The organism is Yinghuangia sp. YIM S09857, assembly GCF_051388915.1.
In the GTDB taxonomy this organism is placed as follows: Bacteria; Actinomycetota; Actinomycetes; order Streptomycetales; family Streptomycetaceae; genus Yinghuangia.
On sequence record NZ_JBPKBH010000003.1, the window covers coordinates 106242 to 124543 of the forward strand.

13 protein-coding genes and 2 tRNA genes are annotated in these 18302 nt (G+C 71.8%); 7 read left to right on the forward strand and 8 right to left on the reverse strand.

From position 1 onward, the window contains the following. Positions 1-268: maleylpyruvate isomerase N-terminal domain-containing protein (locus ACRX5S_RS06495; RefSeq protein WP_436771803.1), on the reverse strand; the 268-nt coding region annotated here is incomplete at its 3' end. Between the two features lie 302 nt (positions 269-570). Between ACRX5S_RS06495 and ACRX5S_RS06500 the strand changes: the two genes are divergently transcribed. The 4 genes from ACRX5S_RS06500 to ACRX5S_RS06515 all read left to right on the forward strand — a co-directional run bounded on the left by ACRX5S_RS06500 (position 571) and on the right by ACRX5S_RS06515 (position 5757). Further along, the gene (locus tag ACRX5S_RS06500; RefSeq protein ID WP_436771804.1) at positions 571-873 is read left to right on the forward strand and encodes a hypothetical protein; all 303 of its coding nucleotides are present in this window, start codon (positions 571-573) and stop codon (positions 871-873) included. A 369-nt stretch (positions 874-1242) separates the two neighbouring features. Then, complete coding sequence (locus ACRX5S_RS06505) at positions 1243-2313, forward strand: hypothetical protein (RefSeq protein WP_436771805.1); 1071 nt, start codon at positions 1243-1245, stop codon at positions 2311-2313. A 353-nt stretch (positions 2314-2666) separates the two neighbouring features. Further along, positions 2667-3653 (forward strand): aldo/keto reductase, encoded by a 987-nt coding sequence (locus tag ACRX5S_RS06510; protein WP_436771806.1) that lies wholly within the window; start codon positions 2667-2669, stop codon positions 3651-3653. Between the two features lie 439 nt (positions 3654-4092). Then, the gene (locus ACRX5S_RS06515) at positions 4093-5757 is read left to right on the forward strand and encodes an ABC-F family ATP-binding cassette domain-containing protein (RefSeq protein WP_436771807.1); all 1665 of its coding nucleotides are present in this window, start codon (positions 4093-4095) and stop codon (positions 5755-5757) included. A gap of 436 nt (positions 5758-6193) precedes the next feature. Here the strand turns inward: ACRX5S_RS06515 and purL are convergent, their stop codons facing one another. Genes purL through purS form a run of 3 tightly spaced genes read right to left on the reverse strand, consistent with a single transcriptional unit; the run spans position 6194 to position 9428 of the window. Beyond that, positions 6194-8509 carry a phosphoribosylformylglycinamidine synthase subunit PurL gene (gene purL / locus ACRX5S_RS06520; RefSeq protein ID WP_436771808.1) on the reverse strand — a complete coding sequence of 772 codons (2316 nt, stop codon included), beginning with the start codon at positions 8507-8509 and terminating at the stop codon, positions 6194-6196. Next, positions 8506-9183 carry a phosphoribosylformylglycinamidine synthase subunit PurQ gene (gene purQ, locus ACRX5S_RS06525; protein ID WP_436771809.1) on the reverse strand — a complete coding sequence of 226 codons (678 nt, stop codon included), beginning with the start codon at positions 9181-9183 and terminating at the stop codon, positions 8506-8508. Before purQ ends, purL begins: the two co-directional genes overlap by 4 nt. Next, positions 9180-9428, reverse strand: a complete 249-nt coding sequence (gene purS, locus ACRX5S_RS06530) for a phosphoribosylformylglycinamidine synthase subunit PurS (protein ID WP_235050812.1) — start codon at positions 9426-9428, stop codon at positions 9180-9182. Before purS ends, purQ begins: the two co-directional genes overlap by 4 nt. A gap of 667 nt (positions 9429-10095) precedes the next feature. Between purS and ACRX5S_RS06535 the strand changes: the two genes are divergently transcribed. The 3 genes from ACRX5S_RS06535 (at position 10096) to ACRX5S_RS06545 (ending at position 10944) form a co-directional block, all read left to right on the forward strand. Then, a complete protein-coding gene (locus ACRX5S_RS06535) occupies positions 10096-10413 on the forward strand; it encodes a histone-like nucleoid-structuring protein Lsr2 (RefSeq protein WP_436771810.1) in 318 nt (105 codons plus the stop codon). A gap of 296 nt (positions 10414-10709) precedes the next feature. Then, positions 10710-10781: transfer RNA gene (locus tag ACRX5S_RS06540), tRNA-Gly, on the forward strand. 90 nt (positions 10782-10871) lie between these two features. Next, positions 10872-10944, forward strand: a tRNA-Gly gene (locus tag ACRX5S_RS06545). 211 nt (positions 10945-11155) lie between these two features. Here the strand turns inward: ACRX5S_RS06545 and ACRX5S_RS06550 are convergent. From ACRX5S_RS06550 to purD, 4 genes are all read right to left on the reverse strand, one after another. Next, positions 11156-12058, reverse strand: a complete 903-nt coding sequence (locus ACRX5S_RS06550; protein ID WP_436771811.1) for a phosphoribosylaminoimidazolesuccinocarboxamide synthase — start codon at positions 12056-12058, stop codon at positions 11156-11158. A 557-nt stretch (positions 12059-12615) separates the two neighbouring features. Beyond that, positions 12616-14226 (reverse strand): N,N-dimethylformamidase beta subunit family domain-containing protein, encoded by a 1611-nt coding sequence (locus tag ACRX5S_RS06555; RefSeq protein WP_436771812.1) that lies wholly within the window; start codon positions 14224-14226, stop codon positions 12616-12618. Between the two features lie 225 nt (positions 14227-14451). Next, positions 14452-15942: a hypothetical protein gene (locus tag ACRX5S_RS06560; protein WP_436771813.1), complete on the reverse strand. Its 1491-nt coding sequence runs from the start codon at positions 15940-15942 to the stop codon at positions 14452-14454. Positions 15943-16445: 503 nt separating this feature from the next. Continuing rightward, positions 16446-17705 carry a phosphoribosylamine--glycine ligase gene (purD, locus tag ACRX5S_RS06565; RefSeq protein WP_436771814.1) on the reverse strand — a complete coding sequence of 420 codons (1260 nt, stop codon included), beginning with the start codon at positions 17703-17705 and terminating at the stop codon, positions 16446-16448. Positions 17706-18302: the final 597 nt, after the last annotated feature.

Here is an 18302-nt window from a genome sequence, read left to right on the forward strand (position 1 = left end):
CGGTGCCGCCGGCCCACTGCTCGACGGTGATGGGCGGGCCGGCGGGTTCGGGCTGCCCGAGCCAGCGCGGCACGGCCTCGATGCCGGCGGTGATGTGCCCGACGAGATCGGCGAGGGTCCATCCGACCAGCCCGGACGGCTCCTTCAGTTGCGCGGGGTCCAGTGCGTCGGTGAAGTCCGCGAGGGCCCGCCACTCGGCCACCAGCGCGGCCCGCACGCGGGCGGGGTCGACGGGACGGATCGCGGGGGTGCGCGGGGCGGGAGGCATGGCCGGAGGATACGACCCGGCGCTCTCGGCACGGAAACGTTTTCCACCGGCCTGCGGCAACTATCCACGTCTTCCACAGAGTCGACGTCGGATCCTGCGGCGCGGCACGAAGCCGCCGAGCATGGAGTCACGACCGCAGAGCCGGACCGGGTTCGGGATCGGGATCGGGTTCCGGACCGGGTTCGGGTTCCGGACCGGGATCGGGTTCCGGACCGGAAGCCGACCGGGTTCCGGAGCAACTTCCGGACCAAGTCCCGTCCCCTTGTGCCCGTACGCTCCCCGCCCCGTCGAAGGAGGCACCAATGACCGCGACTTCGCCCTCGGCTGCGTCCCCAACTCCCTCCTCCGCCAATCCCGCCCGCATCAGCGCCCGAGCACACGCACTGGCGGTCGCGGCAACGCGCATCGACAACGACGCGGTGACCCTCGCCTCCGGAGTGCGGGCTGCTTTGGCCCAGTGGTCCGGCACGGCGGCAACGGCCTTTCGCGCCTACGCAACCGCCACCGACGCCTCCCGCATCGCCGCATCGTCGGCACTGCGGTCCGCGGCCATACGCCTGGAAGCGCACGCGGAAGCAGTCGCGGCGGCCCAGAAGAAAGCGTGAGGAGATGCCCCGAGCCGGACCGGAGCACGGGAACTCGCGCAACCGGCCGGTCAGCGCGGAATGCCGTCGTCGTTCAGGGTTGGTACCGGTCGGCGCCGTCGCAGCCGACCGGTGCGTGGAGAGCCCGGGGCGGCGGCGCCTGCGCCTCGGCCCCGTTGCCACCAGCCGGCCCGGCCCCGCGCTGCGCACCGGCCCACTTTCCCGGCCTCCCGACCCCGTCTCCCGTCGACCGAACCCACGACACCGGCAACACCGAACAACACCGAACAACACCGACGCCACCGCATTGCGGTACCACCGTCGACCTGCTGACACGTGCTCATTCCACGTTGCCTGAACCGATCCGAATCCTCGTTTGGAGGCCGTCCGTTGAATCCGCCGATTCGCATCTCGCCTCAGGAACTGACCGGGCTTGCCGCCGGGTTCGATGCCGCGGTGCCCGGGTTGGAAGCGGCGCGTGAGGCGTTGCGCGCTGCCGAGGGCGACCCCGACCTCGCGGCGAGCCGGTCCGACTCCCCGGGTACATGGGCTGCCGCGACCGCCGCCGTCGAACACGCGCTCGCCGAGGCCACTCATCTCCACAACGTGGTCGCGAGCACGCCGGGGCTGCTGCGGTCCTGTGCGGAGGGCTACGCGACCGGCGACCGGCTGGCCGCCGAGCTGCTGGAAGCACTCGCGGCGCACGGCGATCCCGTCCCCCCGCTCACCCTCAGCGAGTACGCGACGCCGCCACCTCCGCCTCCGCCCCCGGCGGCCGTGGTCCGCGACGACGCACCCGCCGGGCAGGTACCCCCGTTCCGGGTCACGCAATTCACCTCCCCCGCCGTGGAGTTCGCCGCGCAGGTGGCGGGTGCCACCCGTACCGGACCACGCCCGGCGAGCGGCGGCGAAGTGCGGCGTACGCGGTTGTCCGGCGAGCGTCCGCCCACCGGCGGGGCCGGGAACGGGCAGGGCGCGCAGGCCGGTTCCGGGACCGGGCGCGTCCCGGCAAGCGGTGCCGGGTCCGTTCCGAAGGGAACCGGCGTCTCGGTGCCGGGTGATGTGCGGCGTTCGGAGATCCTGCGGCGTGCCAAACGGTGGGCGGATCTCGGCCTCGACTACAGCATGTCCCGTACTTTCGAGGGCCATCGCATGGACTGCTCCGGCCTCGTGTCGATGGCCTGGGGCCTGCCCGCCCCCGGCCTGACCACCGACACGCTGCCGCAGGTGTCGCACGGGATCGACAAGGACGACCTGCTTCCCGGGGACATCTTGGTGAACACCGCCCCGGGCGCCGCGGGGCACACGCTGATCTTCGCCGGCTGGGCCGACGCCGCCCACACGCGCTACTTCGCCTACGAGGAAAGCGGCGGCAAGGGCGCGCACTTCGGAACGGTTCCGTACCCCTATTGGCCGGGTCACGGCACGTTCCTGCCCTACCGCATGGACGCCCTCGGGTAATGAGCGGAACCGCCGGATCCACTCGCGTAGAACTTTCCACCTTCAAGCCATGGACCGCGGCCCTGGGGCTGCTCCACTATTGACGCGTGGGGGGATGGAAGCCGACGGCGGGCCCAGCCACCGAAGGTCTCCAGCCGAGTGGCGTCCGGGGGGATGCCGCTCGGGAATCCAGGGGGGAATCTCCCGCACGAGCGAGGCCCGCGAGCCTGACCCGCTTGGGCTCCGGGCCTTGTCGTGCGTCGGGCGCTCGGCACGCCCCCCGTACCGACCGCAACTGCGCTTGACTTCGAGAACACTCCAAGTCGCAGACTCCCTTCTCGTCCGGACGCAACCGGCGGGAATGGAGATCTACCGTGAAGTACCGCACCATTGGCACGAATCAGGCCACCAGCCGCGAGGTGAGCGTGCTCGCGCTCGGGGCGATGCTCTTCGGCACAGTGACGGACGAGAGCACGTCGTTCGCGATCCTGGACCGGTTCGTCGAGGGCGGCGGCACGTTCATCGACACGTCGAACAACTATGCGTTCTGGGCGGACGGCGGCCTGGGCGGGCAGAGCGAGGAACTGCTCGGCAGGTGGCGGAAGTCGCGCGGCGTCGGTGGCGAGATAGTCATCGCCACGAAGCTCGGCGCACGGCCGCGCACCCCCGGGACGGGGTTCGTCGACAACCCCGAGGGCCTGTCCGCGAAGGCGATGGCCGAGGCAGCCGAGCGCAGCCGCGAACGGCTCGGCGTCGAACGCATCGACCTGCTGTACGCGCACATCGAGGACCGCACCGTCCCGGTCCGGGAAACCGTCGAGGCCTTCGGCGCGCTGGTCGAAGAAGGCACGGTCGGACTGCTCGGGGTGAGCAACCACGCCATCTGGCGGGTGGAGCGCGCCCGCGCGCTGGCCGCGGCGGCGGGGCTGCCCGGCTACGAGGTCCTCCAGTACCAGCACAGCCTGCTGCGCCCGCGCTACGACGTCCCCGAACCGCTGTTCCCGGAAGGGTCGCTCGGGCACAGCGGGGCCGAACTCGCGAGCTACCTCGGTGCCGAACCGAATCTGACGCTGGTGGCCTACTCACCGCTGATGGGCGGCATCTACACGCGCGACGACAAGAAACTTCCATACGACTACGACCACCCCGGTACCCCTGCACGCCTCGCCGTGCTACGCGAGATCGCCGAGGAGACCGGGGCCACCGCAAACCAGGTCGTCCTGGCCTGGCAGACAAGCGGCGGCCTCCCGATCATCCCGCTCGCCGGGGCATCGTCCCTGGCCCAGTTGGAGGAGAACCTGGCGGCCGTCGACCTCGAACTGACCTCCGACCAACGCATCCGCCTCAACGACGCGGTGTGAGCCGTGGCTTCGGAGCCCCGTCGGACACCTCAGGCCGCCGATGGGGCTCTGAACACCCTCTCCCCCAGCACCCGACTGCCGGCGGCCCACCCTCAGCCCCACCGCGGGGGCCCGCGGCTCAGGGCGCACCGCGAGGCCGGGACGGCACTGTCGCCGCCCGCCCACGCGGCGCGGCCGATCCGCCGTTTCCGACGCGTCGAAGGCCGCAGGTCACGACCGCCTGAAGGCGTCGTGTCCCGGCCCGCTCGCCCGCGAAATGGGAATGAACGCCCGGCACGCCGCTGTTAGCATGATCGTCATGGAACTCGTCTGGTCGCAGAAGGTCCGCTCCGCCCGCTGACGGCGGCGCCCTTCCACTGCTGACAGCGCGCTCGCCGTCCCGGTCCCGCCGGGCGGCACCTCTTTGCTGCCCGGCTCCCTGCGAGCCGCGGAGCACCACGTGAACCCCACCCCCTTTCTCGACACCTCGTCCCACCCCCACGCCTCGTCCGTCGAGGCAGGCGGCAGCGCGCACATTCGCGCCGAGGGCGTCACCGTCACCCGCGAGTCGCGGCGCGTCCTGGACGACGTCTCGCTCACCGTCTCCGCCCGGTCCCGTGTCGCCGTCGTCGGCGAGAACGGCCGGGGCAAGACGACGCTGCTGCACGTGCTCGCCGGGCTCATCACGCCCGACGAGGGCACGGTGCGCCACGCGGGCACGGTCGGCCTGGCCCGCCAGGAGTTGTCCGTACGCGACGGCGCGACGGTCGCGACCCTGACGTCCGAGGCGCTGGCCGCATCGCTCGCCGCTCTCGCCGCACTCGACGAAGCGACTCTCGGGATGTCCGAAGGCGACCCCGCCGCCGACGACCGGTACGCGGCCGCCCTGGACGCCGCCACCCGCCTCGACGCCTGGGACGCCGAACGCCGCGTGGACGTCGCCCTCGAAGCCCTCGATGCCTGCACCGACCGCGACCGCCCGCTGGCCTCGCTGTCGGTCGGGCAGCGCTACCGGGTCCGGCTGGCCTGCCTGCTCGGCGCGCGGCACGACGTCCTGCTGCTGGACGAGCCGACGAACCACCTCGACGCCGCCGGGCTGGAGTTCTTGACCCGCACCCTGCGCGAGCACGACGGCGGCCTCGCCCTGGTCAGCCACGACCGGGCGCTGCTGCGCGACGTGGCGGACCGCTTCCTCGACCTCGACCCGACGCGCGACGCGAAACCCCGCCTGTACGCGGGCGGTTACCACGCCTGGCAGGAGGCCCGGCGCCGTGAGCGCGAGCGCTGGGAGCAGGACCACGAGGAGCAGCAGACCGAGCACCGGCGGCTGCACGACGCGGTCTCCCGGGCCCGCGACCGGCTCTCCACCGGCTGGCGGCCGGACAAGGGCACCGGAAAGCACCAGCGGCAGTCCCGCGCGCCGGGCGTCGTCCAGGCGTTGAAGCGGCAGCAGGAGGCGCTGGCCGAATACCGCGTCGACGTCCCGGCCCCGCCTGCGGTGTTGCGGTGGCCGGACCCGGGAGTACGGGCGGGCGCGCCGCAACTGCGTGCGCACGGCGTCGCGGTCGAGGGGCGCTTGGCCGGTCCGGTCGACCTCACCCTCGACGGCGGTGACCGCCTGCTGGTCACCGGACCGAACGGGGCCGGAAAGTCCACGCTGCTCGCGGTGTTGGACGGATCGCTCGCGCCCACGCACGGCGAGGTCCGGGCCGCACAGGGCGCGCGGGTCGTCCGGGTGACGCAGGAGACCGCACACCAGGACCCGGGCCTGGTCGCGCAGGAGGTGTACGCCCAACACATCGGACGCCTGGTGGCACGCGGTGCGCTGCGCGACGCCGACACCGTCCCGCTGGGGTCGGTGGGCCTGCTGGACCCCGACGCGATGCGCACCCCGGTCGGGCGCATGTCCCAGGGCCAACAGCGGCGACTGGACCTGGCGTTGGCACTGTGCACGAGCCCGGGGCTGATCCTGCTCGACGAGCCGACGAACCACCTCTCGGCGGCGCTGGTCGACGAGCTGACCGACGCGATCCGTGCCACCAGCGCGGCCGTCGTCGTCGCGACGCACGACCGGCAGTTGCTGCGTGACCTCGCGGACTGGCCGCGCCTGGGGGTGACCCGCTGACAGCGCCGACGCCACCCGCGACCGGCATCGACGGCAAGCGGGTATCGGGCAGTTCCGGCAGCACGCGTTCCTTCGTGTCGAACTCCCGGGCCTCCTCGGCGAGCAGGCCGATGCGCCCGACTCAGGTCTTGCCTGTGAGGGGCCGCATCAGGTTGTCGTGCGCGCGCTGCCGGAACAGGAAGCGCCGTAGGTAGCCGCGGTGTTCGTCGCGGACGTCGCCGTTCAGCTCGTCCAGCCCCGACGGGCACGGCCCGGGTGCGGGCGCGCGCCGCGCCGCCGGTCGCGAAGGGGTCGAGCGCGAAGAGGTGTCGTAGTCGTCACCCGTGACGACATCCGTATGCCCGTGGCGGCGTACCTGTTCGCAGCCCCCCTGTGGGCCGCCCGGGAACGTCGCAAGCCGCGCCCCTGCCTCAGGGGCGCGGCTTGTGACGTTGTTTCAGGCGAACATTTCCCGCAGCGGTCCTTGGGCGACCTGCCGCAGCTCGTCCAGTCCGACGCTGAACTGGCCCTGGATCTCCAGGACTTCGCCGTCCACGACGCCGATCCGGGCGACCGGAAGGTGCCGTACGCGGCACATGTCGGTGAAGCGCAGTTCCTCGCTGCGCGGCACCGCCACGATCGCGCGTCCGGCGGACTCGCTGAACAGCGCGACGAACGGGTCACCCGCGGCGGAGACGCCGCCCTTCTCGATCTCGGGCAGCACGATGCGCGCACCGTTGCCGCCGCGCAGGCAGGCCTCGACGAGCGCCTGGGCGAGGCCGCCGTCCGCGAGGTCGTGGGCCGCGTCGACCATGCCGTCGCGCGAACCGGCGATCAGCACCTCGGCGAGCAGGCGTTCGCGCTCCAGGTCGACGGCGGGCGGGCGGCCGCCGAGGTGGCCGTGCGCGACGTCCGCCCAGACCGAGCCGGACAGTTCCTCGTGGGTGTCGCCGAGGAGCAGGATGATCTGCCCCTCCTCACGGAACCCGATCGGGGTGCGCCGCGTCACGTCGTCGATGACGCCGAGCACGCCGACCACCGGCGTCGGGTGGATCGCCACGTCGCCGGTCTGGTTGTAGAACGACACGTTGCCGCCGGTGACCGGGGTGCCGAGCGTCTGGCACGCGTCCGCCAGGCCGCGGCAGGCCTCGGCGAACTGCCACATGACGCCCGGGTCTTCGGGGGATCCGAAGTTGAGGCAGTCGGTGACGGCCAGCGGCCGGGCGCCCGTCGTGGCGACGTTGCGGTACGCCTCCGCGAGCGCCAACTGCGCGCCCGCGTACGGGTCGAGCTTGCAGAAGCGGCCGTTGCCGTCGGTCGAAACGGCGACACCCAGGTTGGTCTCCTCGTCGACGCGGACCATGCCGGCGTCCTCGGGCTGCGCAAGGACGGTGTTGCCGAGCACGTACCGGTCGTACTGGTCGGTGATCCACGACTTGTCGGCCAGGTTCGGCGAGCCGGTGACCTTGAGCAGCGTCGCCCGCAGCTCGTCGCCGCCCTGCGGGCGCGGCAGCCGCTCGGCGCCGTCGGCCTGCAACGCGTCCTGCCACTCGGGACGGGCGAACGGCCGCTCGTAGACCGGGCCTTCGTGGGCGACGGTGCGCGGCGGCACGTCCACGATCTGCTCGCCGTGCCAGAAGATCTCCAGCCGGTCGCCGTCGGTGACCTCGCCGATGACGGTCGCGATGACGTCCCACTTGGCGCAGATCTCCAGGAACCGGTCGACCTTGCCCGGCTCGACGATCGCGCACATGCGCTCCTGCGACTCGCTCATGAGGATCTCCTCGGGAGCGAGCGTCGCGTCGCGCAGCGGCACCTTGTCGAGGTCCACGCGCATGCCGCCGGAACCGGCCGACGCCAGCTCGGAGGTGGCGCACGAGAGGCCGGCGCCGCCGAGGTCCTGGATGCCGGTGACCAGGTCCTCGGCGAAGACCTCCAGCGTGCACTCGATGAGCAGCTTCTCCTGGAACGGGTCGCCGACCTGCACGGCGGGCCGCTTGGCCGGGCCGTCCGCATCGAAGGTCTCGGACGCGAGGACCGAGACGCCGCCGATGCCGTCGCCGCCGGTGCGGGCGCCGTACAGGATCACCAGGTTGCCGGTGCCGGACGCCTTGGCGAGGTGGATGTCCTCGTGCTTCATGACGCCCACGCACAGCGCGTTGACCAGCGGGTTGCCCTGGTAGCAGGGGTCGAACACGACCTCGCCGCCGATGTTGGGCAGGCCGAGGCAGTTGCCGTAGCCGCCGATGCCGGCGACCACGCCGGGCAGCACGCGGCGGGTGTCCGGGTGGTCGAAGGCGCCGAACCGCAGCGGGTCCATGACGGCGACCGGACGGGCGCCCATGGCCAGGATGTCGCGGACGATGCCGCCGATCCCGGTCGCGGCGCCCTGGTACGGCTCGACGTAGCTGGGGTGGTTGTGCGACTCGACCTTGAAGGTCACCGCGTAGCCCTGGCCCACGTCGACGACGCCGGCGTTCTCCCCGATGCCGACGAGCATCGCGTCGGACGCCGGGGCTTTGTCGCCGAACTGGCGCAGGTGCACCTTGCTCGACTTGTACGAGCAGTGCTCGGACCACATGACCGAGTACATGGCCAGCTCGGAGCTGGTGGGACGGCGGTCGAGGATCGTGACGATGCGCTCGTACTCGTCCGCCTTGAGGCCCAGTTCGGCGTACGGCTGGCCGAACGTGTGGGCGCCGACGGGACCGTCCTGGAGCCAGCCGCGGTCCTTGGAGTCGTCCTTGGCCTTGTCGACCGTGTCGAGCGTCATGCGTTGACCAGCTTCTTCAGAATCGAGGTGAAGAATCCGAGGCCGTCCGTGGTCGGTCCGGTCAGCGGCTCCACGGCGTGCTCGGGGTGCGGCATGAGGCCGACCACGTTGCCCGCCTCGTTGGTGATCCCGGCGATGTCGCGGCGCGACCCGTTGGGGTTGAGCTCCAGGTAGCGCGCGACGACGCGGCCCTCGGCCTCCAGCATGTCGAGGGTGCGCTCGTCGGCGACGAAGCCGCCCTCGCCGTTCTTGAGCGGGACGACGATCTCCTGGCCCGGCTCGTACGCGCTGGTCCACGCGCTCGCGGTGTTCTCGATCCGCAGGCGCTGGTCGCGGCAGATGAAGTGCAGGTGGTCGTTGCGGGTCAGCGCGCCGGGCAGCAGGTGCGACTCGCAGAGGATCTGGAAACCGTTGCAGATGCCCAGCACCGGGAGGCCGTCGCGGGCCCCCGTGATGATCGTCTCCATGACCGGGGAGAACCGGGAGATCGCACCGCAGCGCAGGTAGTCGCCGTAGCTGAAGCCGCCGGGGAGCACGACGCCGTCGACGCCGTGCAGGTCCTTGTCGCCGTGCCAGAGCGCGACGGGCTCGGCGCCCGCGAGCCGGACGGCGCGCTGCGCGTCGCGGTCGTCGAGCGAGCCGGGGAAAGTGACGACGCCGATCCGAGTGGTCACTTGTCCTCGACCCTCACGGTGAAGTCCTCGATGACGGTGTTGGCGAGGAAGGTCTCGGCGGCTTCGCGAATGCGGGCGAGCGCCGCATCGTCCACCGGACCTTCGACTTCGAGTTCAAATCGCTTGCCCTGGCGGACATCGGCGATCCCGGTGAATCCGAGGCGCGGCAGCGCACGCTGCACGGCCTGGCCCTGGGGATCGAGAATTTCCGGCTTGAGCATGACGTCGACGACGACGCGTGCCACGCGCACTCCCACTGTGCTGGTGCTGGACCTGGATGCCAGCCGCGGGTCGGCAGCCCGTCGAGGTCCTGCTGCTGGATCTCGGGACCGGTTCGGACCCACTCTCGGCGCCCCCAGCCTACCGGGGAGCCCCGGCTGCTCCCCGCCCGGAGGTCCGGTTATCCACAGACGACCGGTTGTCCACAGGCCACAGCCTGTGGATAACTCGGGGTCGCCCGTACGAGTGAAGCGGGACGATGATCCGATGACCCGGCACGACCTGCGAGAATGTCAATAAATTACCGAAGCACCCCGGGTGACGTGCGGTCCGGTCCGCGCGGTTACCCACAGCCAGGTCGAGTTATCCACAGGCTGTGGACGGGGAGGGTCCCCAGGTCGGGTGACCCCCGCACCGCCGGCCGCGGCCCTCCGCGGGGACCGGACAACCTGTCGGAAGCCCCGAGGGCAACCGTCCGGACGCGGACAAGCGTGCCGCGAGCCCTTGACGGCGACGCGCCACGCCCGCGAATATCGGCAACCCGGGGAATTGAATGTCCGGGCAGTAAATTATCGGAAGCGTCGGCAAGATCGCATGAGCCGACCGTTTGTCGCGCCTAGTCGCACCCTTATACTCGACATTGAGTCTTTAACTCACTCTTTTCCTCAGGTCATCGCCGGAGAGGACACCGCCATGGCCCAGCGCGTAGTGGTGACGCTGCAAGACGACATCGACGGCAGCGCGGCGGCGGAGACGATCCGCTTCGGCCTTGACGGCAAGTCGTACGAAATCGACCTGTCCGAAGACCACGCGCAGGAGATGCGCGAGCTCCTCGGCCGGTACGTGGACGCCGCCCGGCGGACCGCCAAGACCGGCAAGCCGTACAAGCAGACCACGGTCGCTCCGGACCCGGCCGCCGTGCGCGCCTGGGCTCGGTCTCAGGGGATGGACGTCCCCACGCGCGGCCGCATTCCGCGCAGCATCTACCAGGAATTCGAAGCGGCCAACTGACTTCGCGGGCGGCCGCGCGACATCGGCGCGGCGATCGCGGCGGACAACCGGTCGAGAGCCGGTCGACAAGGCGGCTGACAACGTGGCCGACAACGCGATCGACAACCGGGTCGCGAACACCGGACTTTCCGGCCCGACTTCGCACCTGCTTGGTGTGTACTTCACGGCTACTTCGCCGCGGATTCGACGGACTTTCCGGTGAAAACAGACATAACCTGACGCAACACCCGGCAGGTTGCCGCACACACGTGTCGCACTCCGGTAGTGTTCTTCTCGCACGGGGAACTCCCCGGCACGCAGGTGTAGCTCAGTGGCAGAGCGTCCCCTTTCCAAGGGGAAGACGCAGTGTTCGATCCCTGTCACCTGCTCGGTCCTACTGGACCCGACAAACGAGTGGTCAAGGCCGCTCGGGCGATGGGGTAGAGTAGGGGCACGACAAGGGCGGTAGCCCAGGTCATGCGGACGTGGCTCAGTTGGTAGAGCATCACCTTGCCAAGGTGAGGGTCGCGAGTTCGAATCTCGTCGTCCGCTCAAATGAAGGCCGGATCTTCGGATCCGGCCTTCTGCTTTGTGTAGGCCCTATACGTGCCGGGCGTCTTACCGCCTCGTCCTGCCGTGGTGTCCTGCCACTGCGTCGCACCGCGGTGTCCTGCCGCTGCGTTCCCACACCTTGCTCCGCGGCGTCCGCCCGCGGCCGATCCGGTTCGGAATCGGCCGCGGCTTGCCACGGGCCGGCGGCAGGTCAGCTCCAGCGGCGGCCGGTCAGCATCTCGTACGCCTCCACGTACTTCGCGCGCGTGCGCTCGACCACGGCGTCGGACAGCGGCGGCGGAGGCGTCTCCGACCGGCGGTCCCAACCCGACTCCGGCGACTTCAGCCAGTCGCGCACGATCTGCTTGTCGAACGACGGCTGCGCCTGCCCCGGGCTCCACCGGTCCGCCGGCCAGAACCGCGACGAGTCCGGCGTCAGGACCTCGTCCGCCAGCACCAGTTCGCCCGACGCGTCGAGGCCGAACTCGAACTTCGTGTCCGCGAGGACGATGCCCCGCTCGCGGGCGATGTCGCGGGCGCGCGTGTAGACCGCGAGCGTCGCCTGCCGCAGGTTGGCCGCGAGTTCGGCGCCGACCTGGGCCGCGACCTGCTCGTACGTCACCGGCTCGTCGTGCTCGCCGACCTCCGCCTTCGTGGTGGGCGTGAAGATCGGCGCGGGCAGCTCGGAACCGTCGACCAGGCCCTCGGGCAGCGTGACGCCGCACACCGACCGGCTCGCGGCGTACTCCTCCAGGCCGGAGCCCGCGAGGTAGCCGCGCGCGACGCACTCGACCGGGACCATCTCCAGGCGGCGGCACACGATCGCGCGCCCCGTCCAGTCGTCCGGCGCGCCGGACGGAAGGTCGGTCGACAGCACGTGGTTCGGGTACAGGTCGGAGAGCAGGTCGAACCACCACAGCGAGAGCGCGGTCAGGACGCGGCCCTTGTCGGGGATCTCCGGGTCCAGCACCCAGTCGAACGCCGAGACGCGGTTGCTCGCCACCATCACCAGGTTGCCGTCCGGGTCCGTGTACAGGTCGCGGACCTTGCCGGTGTGCACGTGGACGAGGCCGGGCACCTCGACCGGCTCGGGCTTGGTGACGAAACCACTCACAGGTCTTCCCTCGGCTCGCTCTTCGACTGAAGGCGTGGCGGCCGCCGCCGCACACTCGGTGCGGTGAGTCTTTCACGGCGATGGGGAGTGTCCTCACACTCCCGTCTGGCGGCCCGCGGGCCGGGGTGCGGGCGCTCGCAAGGCGCGGCCCGCGACTCGGGGCAGGGTTCGACTTGCAAGGGACGTCAGGGCCCGGAGCATGCCGCTCGGGATGCCGTCAAAGCGCGACAGCAAGGGTCGTAACGCAGCGACTTGGGGGACCGCCAAGGCCCGGAGCGTGCCACTCGGGAGGGCTGGCAAGGCCCGGCATCGCGGGCCCGGCATCGTGGATCCGGCATCGCGGGCCCGGCATCGCGGGCCCGGCATCGTGGATCCGGCATCGTGGATCCGGCATCGCGGATCCGGCATCGCGGATCCGGCATCGTGGATCCGGCATCGTGGATCCGGCATCGCGGATCCGGCATCGCGGATCCGGCATCGCGGATCCGGCATCGCGGATCCGGCATCGCGGATCCGGCATCGCGGGCCCGGCGGGACTTACGCGCGCCCGGCGGGACTTATGCGCGCCCGCCCCTGCGCAGGCGCTCGAAGAGGTTGTGGGTTGCGCGCTGGATGCGTTCGTCGCGGTACTTGGGGTGGTGGAGGGCGAGCGACCAGTTGAACGTCCCCGCGCAGAACATCAGGACGCCGTTGTCGCTCTCGCAGATCGAGGTGTTCTGGGTGCGCCGGGCGCCGCTCCGCAGCACGTACGGCGACTCGGCCAGCAACACCTGACGCGCGCCCGCCGGCTTGCCCATGCCCGGCTCGATGCCGTCCGCCTCGCCGCCCACCACCTTGTCGATGGAGTCGCCGTCGCGAACGCCGGTGCCGGCCCAGAGCCAGTGCCCCGCCGACGTCACCCGCAGGGGTGTGGGCGCCGCGACGATGCCGTTGTACTGGATGCCCAGGAACTCCTGCTCCGGGCGGCGGATGCGGCGCCACGTGTCGGTCGGCGCGGACTGGAGCGTGGCGCCGGGGTCGCGGTCCTCGCGCCAGCAGTGCATGACGCGGTCGGGGACGCCGCGCTCGTTCTTGTCGAAGCGCACGTGCCAGTACATGTTGTTGGCGGTCAACCACGCCTGGTTGACGCCCTCGCGGTGCGCCTCCTCGACGACTTCGCGCATCGGCGTCGACCAGTACTCGTCGTGCCCCGGGAAGACGAGCGCGCGGTACCACGTCGGGTCGACGCGTCGGGTCTCGATGTCGATGGTCGATGCGTACGTGACGTCGTAGCCCGAGCGCTCCATCCACGTGATCGCGCTCTGGTCCAGGTCGAAGCGCGTGGGCGGCATGCCGTCGCCCATGAACGGGCGGTCGAACGAGACCTTGCGCGCCCGGGCCTGGTACGCGTTCTTCCCGTCGGCCCCGTAGCCGTAGTAGAGGCTCTTCCCGGTGCGGCCGTCGAGCGGGTATTGGTTGTACGCCTGGTACGTCGAAAACGGCAGCACCACAAGGAAGTCCGACGAGCGCCCGTCGTCGCGCACGACGAAGGCGGTGTAGTTGCGGTTGCCGCGTTCGTCGTCGAACACCGCGAGGTAGGCCCCGGACGTCCAGTCCCCCGGCACCTCCAGCGTCCAGCCCACCGGCCAGTCGCAGGACAGCATGCCGCCGTCCGCGTCCAGCTTCGGCGGCTGCCCCGGCACGCCGGTCAGGCGCGGGCTGCTGACCACATGGCGCGCGCCCGCCCCGCCGTAGTCACCGAGGCGGTAGACGCCGATGGAGTACGCGCCGCCCGGGTTCACCGCGACGTGGAAGTCGATCTTGCCGCCGAGACCGACGCTGGTGGCCGACGTGTAGCCCTTGATCTGGTGCTCGACGTCGTTGCCGAGGCGGGTGCCGTTGCGCCCGGGCTTCCACGCGGTGGTGCCCGGCCGGGCGTTCTCCACGCCGATGCGCCGCGCGTCGGCGGGCGGTACGGGGCGCCGCGTCACGGGAGCGGCATCGATCGGTGGGGCGGACGCGGCGGGCACCGGGTGCGCCTTGGGGGCGCCGGTGCCGGTGGGTTGCGCGCCGCCCGCGGCGCCGGACTTCCCGGCGTCCGATCCGGACCGCCACCACAGCAGGCCCGCGGCGGTCGCGCCGACGGCCCCGAGCGCGCCCAGTGCGCCCCGCCGATTAACCAACGGCACTTTTGACAGCTCCTCGCGAATGGTCACGCCGACGGCAGGAACGGATGTCAGCCGCCTATGAGGCACGAGATCTGCGGCCGTCCGGCTCCGGATCCGCGCCCGGCTGCCCGGCCGACCGTGTCGTCCCGCCAACCCGATGACGTCCGCCGAGGACACTCGGTTGCACTCCGCCGCAACGTGCCGCATCCGCTGGTCATCCGGCCGTGGGCGCCGCCTGCCACCGCCTCAACCGCCCAGTCGGATGGGCTCGGCGGTCCGCACGCCGATGCCGTCCAGCCAGGCCCGCAGCGGGAGATCGTCGTGGTCGTCGACGGCCTGCCCGACCAGTGCGGAGACGTCGGCGGGACGGCCGCGGCCGTCGACCAGGACGGCGCCGTCGAGCCAGTCGACCCCCGCGTGCATGCGGCCGGTGTCGAGGGCCGCGCAGGACACGAGTGCGATGACGTGCTCGGTCATACGCTCGGGGTCGAAGGCCCCCGCGTCGGGGCCGCGGCCGTCGGTCGTCCGTTGGTCGGAGCCGAAGTCGTAGGGGTCCCCCGGCCGGACCGTCGGGCGTGCCGCGGCGCCCTCGCGGATGCGGTCGAGCACCCGTCCGACGCACGCGGGTCCGGGCTGCCCGTCGGAGGCGTCCAGGGCCTCGACCAGGACGCCTGCCTTGGCCCGCCAGATCGGCTCGATCACCTTGGCCGGGTAGTCGCCCCAGCCGACCGACTGCCGCGGCGAGCGGTCCGCGAAGATGACCGCCGCGAGCCGCGACACCTGCGCGTCGACGCGCTCGGGCGCGGCCAGCAGGTCGCACGCGGGACGCTCGGCCAGGCGGGCGCCGAACACGTCGGCCAGGCGGTCGCGCTGGGACAACTCGGTGAGCGCGGCGACCACCCCGGCCATCAAGGCGTCCGGGTAGCGGCCGAGGTTCCAGGCCGGCGCGGCCAGCCGGGTCAGCAGGCGGTCCCATCCGGCGTACGCGAGCCCGACCTGCTCGTGTGCGGTCGCGCGCAGCGGCGCATCGACGTCCTGCGCGCGCGACGACGCCCAGGCGGCGATGTCCCGCTCCATGGTCTCGGCCTGACTCCGCGTCAGGTCGAGCAGTTGCCGGGCGAACGCACGCGGCACCTTGCGCAGCGGAGCAGTCCACGGGGAGACGCGGGCGGGTCGGATGCGGGCGGCGTACGGGTGGGCCAGCGCGTCCAGGCGCCGCACCCACGCACGGGCCGCGGCGACGGCCGGATCGGCGGCGGGCTCGGTGCCGGCCACGACGGGCGCCAGCAGCGCGCGCAGTTCGCCGACGCGCAGCCACCACAGGAAGGGCGCGCCGACCACCAGCACGGTCCGAGGGCGGCCCCAGAAGCGGGCCGGGTCCTGCTCAAGCCAGCTGTCGCACTCGGGGCACACGCGGACCTCATCGGGCGCGGGCACGCCGAGGTCGGCGGCCAGCGAGGCGATCATCGCGTGGAACTCGGGCGCGTCGTCGGGCCGCAACGTGACCGCGGCGCTCGCCGGGCGGCGTACCAGCGCCAGCCCGAGGGCCGCCCACACGATCAGCGCGGTCAGGGCGAGCGCGGCCACCGCGAGCACGGTGCCCGGCAGCCCTCCGCCCGCGGTGCGGTACGCCCCCGCCAGGAGCAGCGCTGCGGCGCCGAGCGCGCACAGGATCGCGCCTGTGCGCAGACGCAGCACACTTCTCGCCCGCGCACGGGCCTCGGCGGCACCGGTCACCCGTTCGCCCCCATCCAGGTTTTGGGGTGTCACTCGACACGGCCCGCTCGGTTACGAACCGCAGTGCTCGCACGATAATGCGACGAGTTCGCAGGGTCATCCCGTTCGGGCCGAACTCCATCCGCGAGAGTGAGTGGAAACCCGGTTGGCGCGGCCGAACGGCACAGTTGCCGACACCCTCGGCCAATTCCGATCACCCACCCGGCCGCGCCGCGACGCCTTTCGACGGCTCGTGGCCGAGTCGGTGACACAGGACGCCAGGACGCGCTCCGAAGATCGGGGCCCGACCCGGCGCGCGAAGCGCTGGGCAGCGCCCAGGGTCGGTGACGCGAGGCTTGAGGACCCTTCGGCCGACCCGCGGGCCGGGCCACGGCCGACGCATGACGCCGAGCGCCACGACGCCGCCTGACGCAGGCAGCCGGTGACGCGGGCAGCCGGTGACGCGGGCAGCCGGTGACGCGGGCAGCCGACTACCCGCCGAACGCGGCACCTTGCCGCGGCGCTCAGACGGCGATCTCGCCCTTCACCGCGCGGGCGGCGATGTCCGTGCGGTGGTGGGAGCCGTCCAGTTTGATGCGGGCCACAGCCTCGTACGCGCGGTCGCGGGCGGCTGCCAGGGTGTCGCCGGTGGCGGTCACCGACAGGACCCGGCCTCCCGAGGACAGGACGTTGCCGTCCTCGGCGCGGCGCGTGCCCGCGTGCAGCACGTACGTGTCGGGCACGGACGACGCGTCCGCGAGGCCGCCGATGAGGTCGCCGGTGCGCGGCGTGGCCGGGTAGTTCGCCGCGGCAACGACGACCGTCACGGCGGCGCCGTCGCGCCAGCGCAGCGGTTCGAGGTCGGCGAGCCTGCCCACCGCGCTCGCGTGCAGTACCGATGCGAGCGGCGTGCGGAGGCGCGCCAGCACGACCTGGGTCTCGGGGTCGCCGAAGCGGCAGTTGAACTCGATGACGCGGGGACCACGCGACGTCAGCGCCAGCCCGACGAAGAGCACGCCCGAGAACGGTGTGCCGCGGCGGCGCATCTCGTCGATCGTCGGAGTGACGACGGTCTCCATCAACTGGTCGACCAAGCCCTCGGGGGCCCAGGTGAGCGGCGAGTAGGCGCCCATACCGCCGGTGTTGGGCCCCGCGTCGTCGTCGCCGACGCGCTTGAAGTCCTGGGCGGGCTGGAGCGCCACGGACGTGGTGCCGTCGGTGATCGCGAACAGCGACACCTCGGGGCCGTCGAGGAACTCCTCGATCACGACGCGCTCGCACGACGCGGCGTGCTCCCGGGCGGCGGCCAGGTCGTCGGTCACGACGACGCCCTTGCCGGCCGCGAGCCCGTCGTCCTTCACGACGTAGGGGGGGCCGAACGCGTCGAGTGCCGCGTCCGCCTCCTCCGGCGTCGTGCAGACGTACGAGCGGGCGGTCGGCACGCCCGCCGCCGCCATGACCTCCTTGGCGAAGGCCTTCGAGCCCTCCAGGCGCGCGGCGGTGCCGGACGGACCGAAGCACGCGATGCCGCGCGCCCGGACCGCGTCGGCGCAGCCGGCCACCAAGGGGCCTTCCGGGCCCACGACCACCAGGTCCGCGCCCAGCCCGGCGGCCAGGTCGGCGACGGCGGCCGCGTTCATCGCGTCGACCTGCCGCAGTTCGGCGATCTCCGCGATGCCGGCGTTGCCCGGCGCGCAGTAGAGAGAGTCGACCGCGGGGTCGAGGGACAGCGAACGGCACAGCGCGTGCTCGCGGGCACCACTGCCGATGACGAGGACCTTCACGGGGTCGAGCGTAGTGCCCCGCAACGGCGGCACCCCGCGCGCGTCCGTACCGTCGCACCTCCGAGCCTCTGGGTGCCCCAGTGGTCTTCTCGGGCCCTCTCAGGCCCCATCGCCCCCACACGTCACTTGTGCGCCTCTTGTACGGCTCCGGACATGGTTGGCCGGAAATCCGCAGGGCGGCCAACCGCCGCGCCCGCACATCTGCCGCACACCAGGGCGAACTGGTGTGCGATTCCCGTTATTCGGACAGCATCTCCCGGATTTCCGCCGAACCGCTATTTGGCTTTCGGCCAACCAACGGATCAATTGTGCACCGAGATGCGCAATAAAACGGATGTAAGCGCTGGCCGGAAGTGTACTTCGACCCTTCCCCCCGAACGGTTGGCCGGGCTAACATGCGCATCCGTATTGGCGCCTTCGGGACCGGATCCACATTGCCCGGGGAAAACTCCGAATGCGCCTGGGTGGGATACTTCAAATCGGAGTCCGCATGAATAGCAGGCGAATTCTGTCCATTTCCGCGGCAACAATTCTGGGGGCGTCGCTGCTGAGTGGCACCGCGGTCGCGGAGAGTGCCGGGGGGGGGGGGGGGGGGGG

Bases quoted from the DNA above. Each gene is read 5' to 3' on its own strand.
- ACRX5S_RS06500 (WP_436771804.1), top strand. From the start codon at position 571: ATGACCGCGACTTCGCCCTCGGCTGCGTCCCCAACTCCCTCCTCCGCC.
- purL (WP_436771808.1), bottom strand. From the start codon at position 8,509: ATGACGCTCGACACGGTCGACAAGGCCAAGGACGACTCCAAGGACCGC.
- ACRX5S_RS06535 (WP_436771810.1), top strand. From the start codon at position 10,096: ATGGCCCAGCGCGTAGTGGTGACGCTGCAAGACGACATCGACGGCAGC.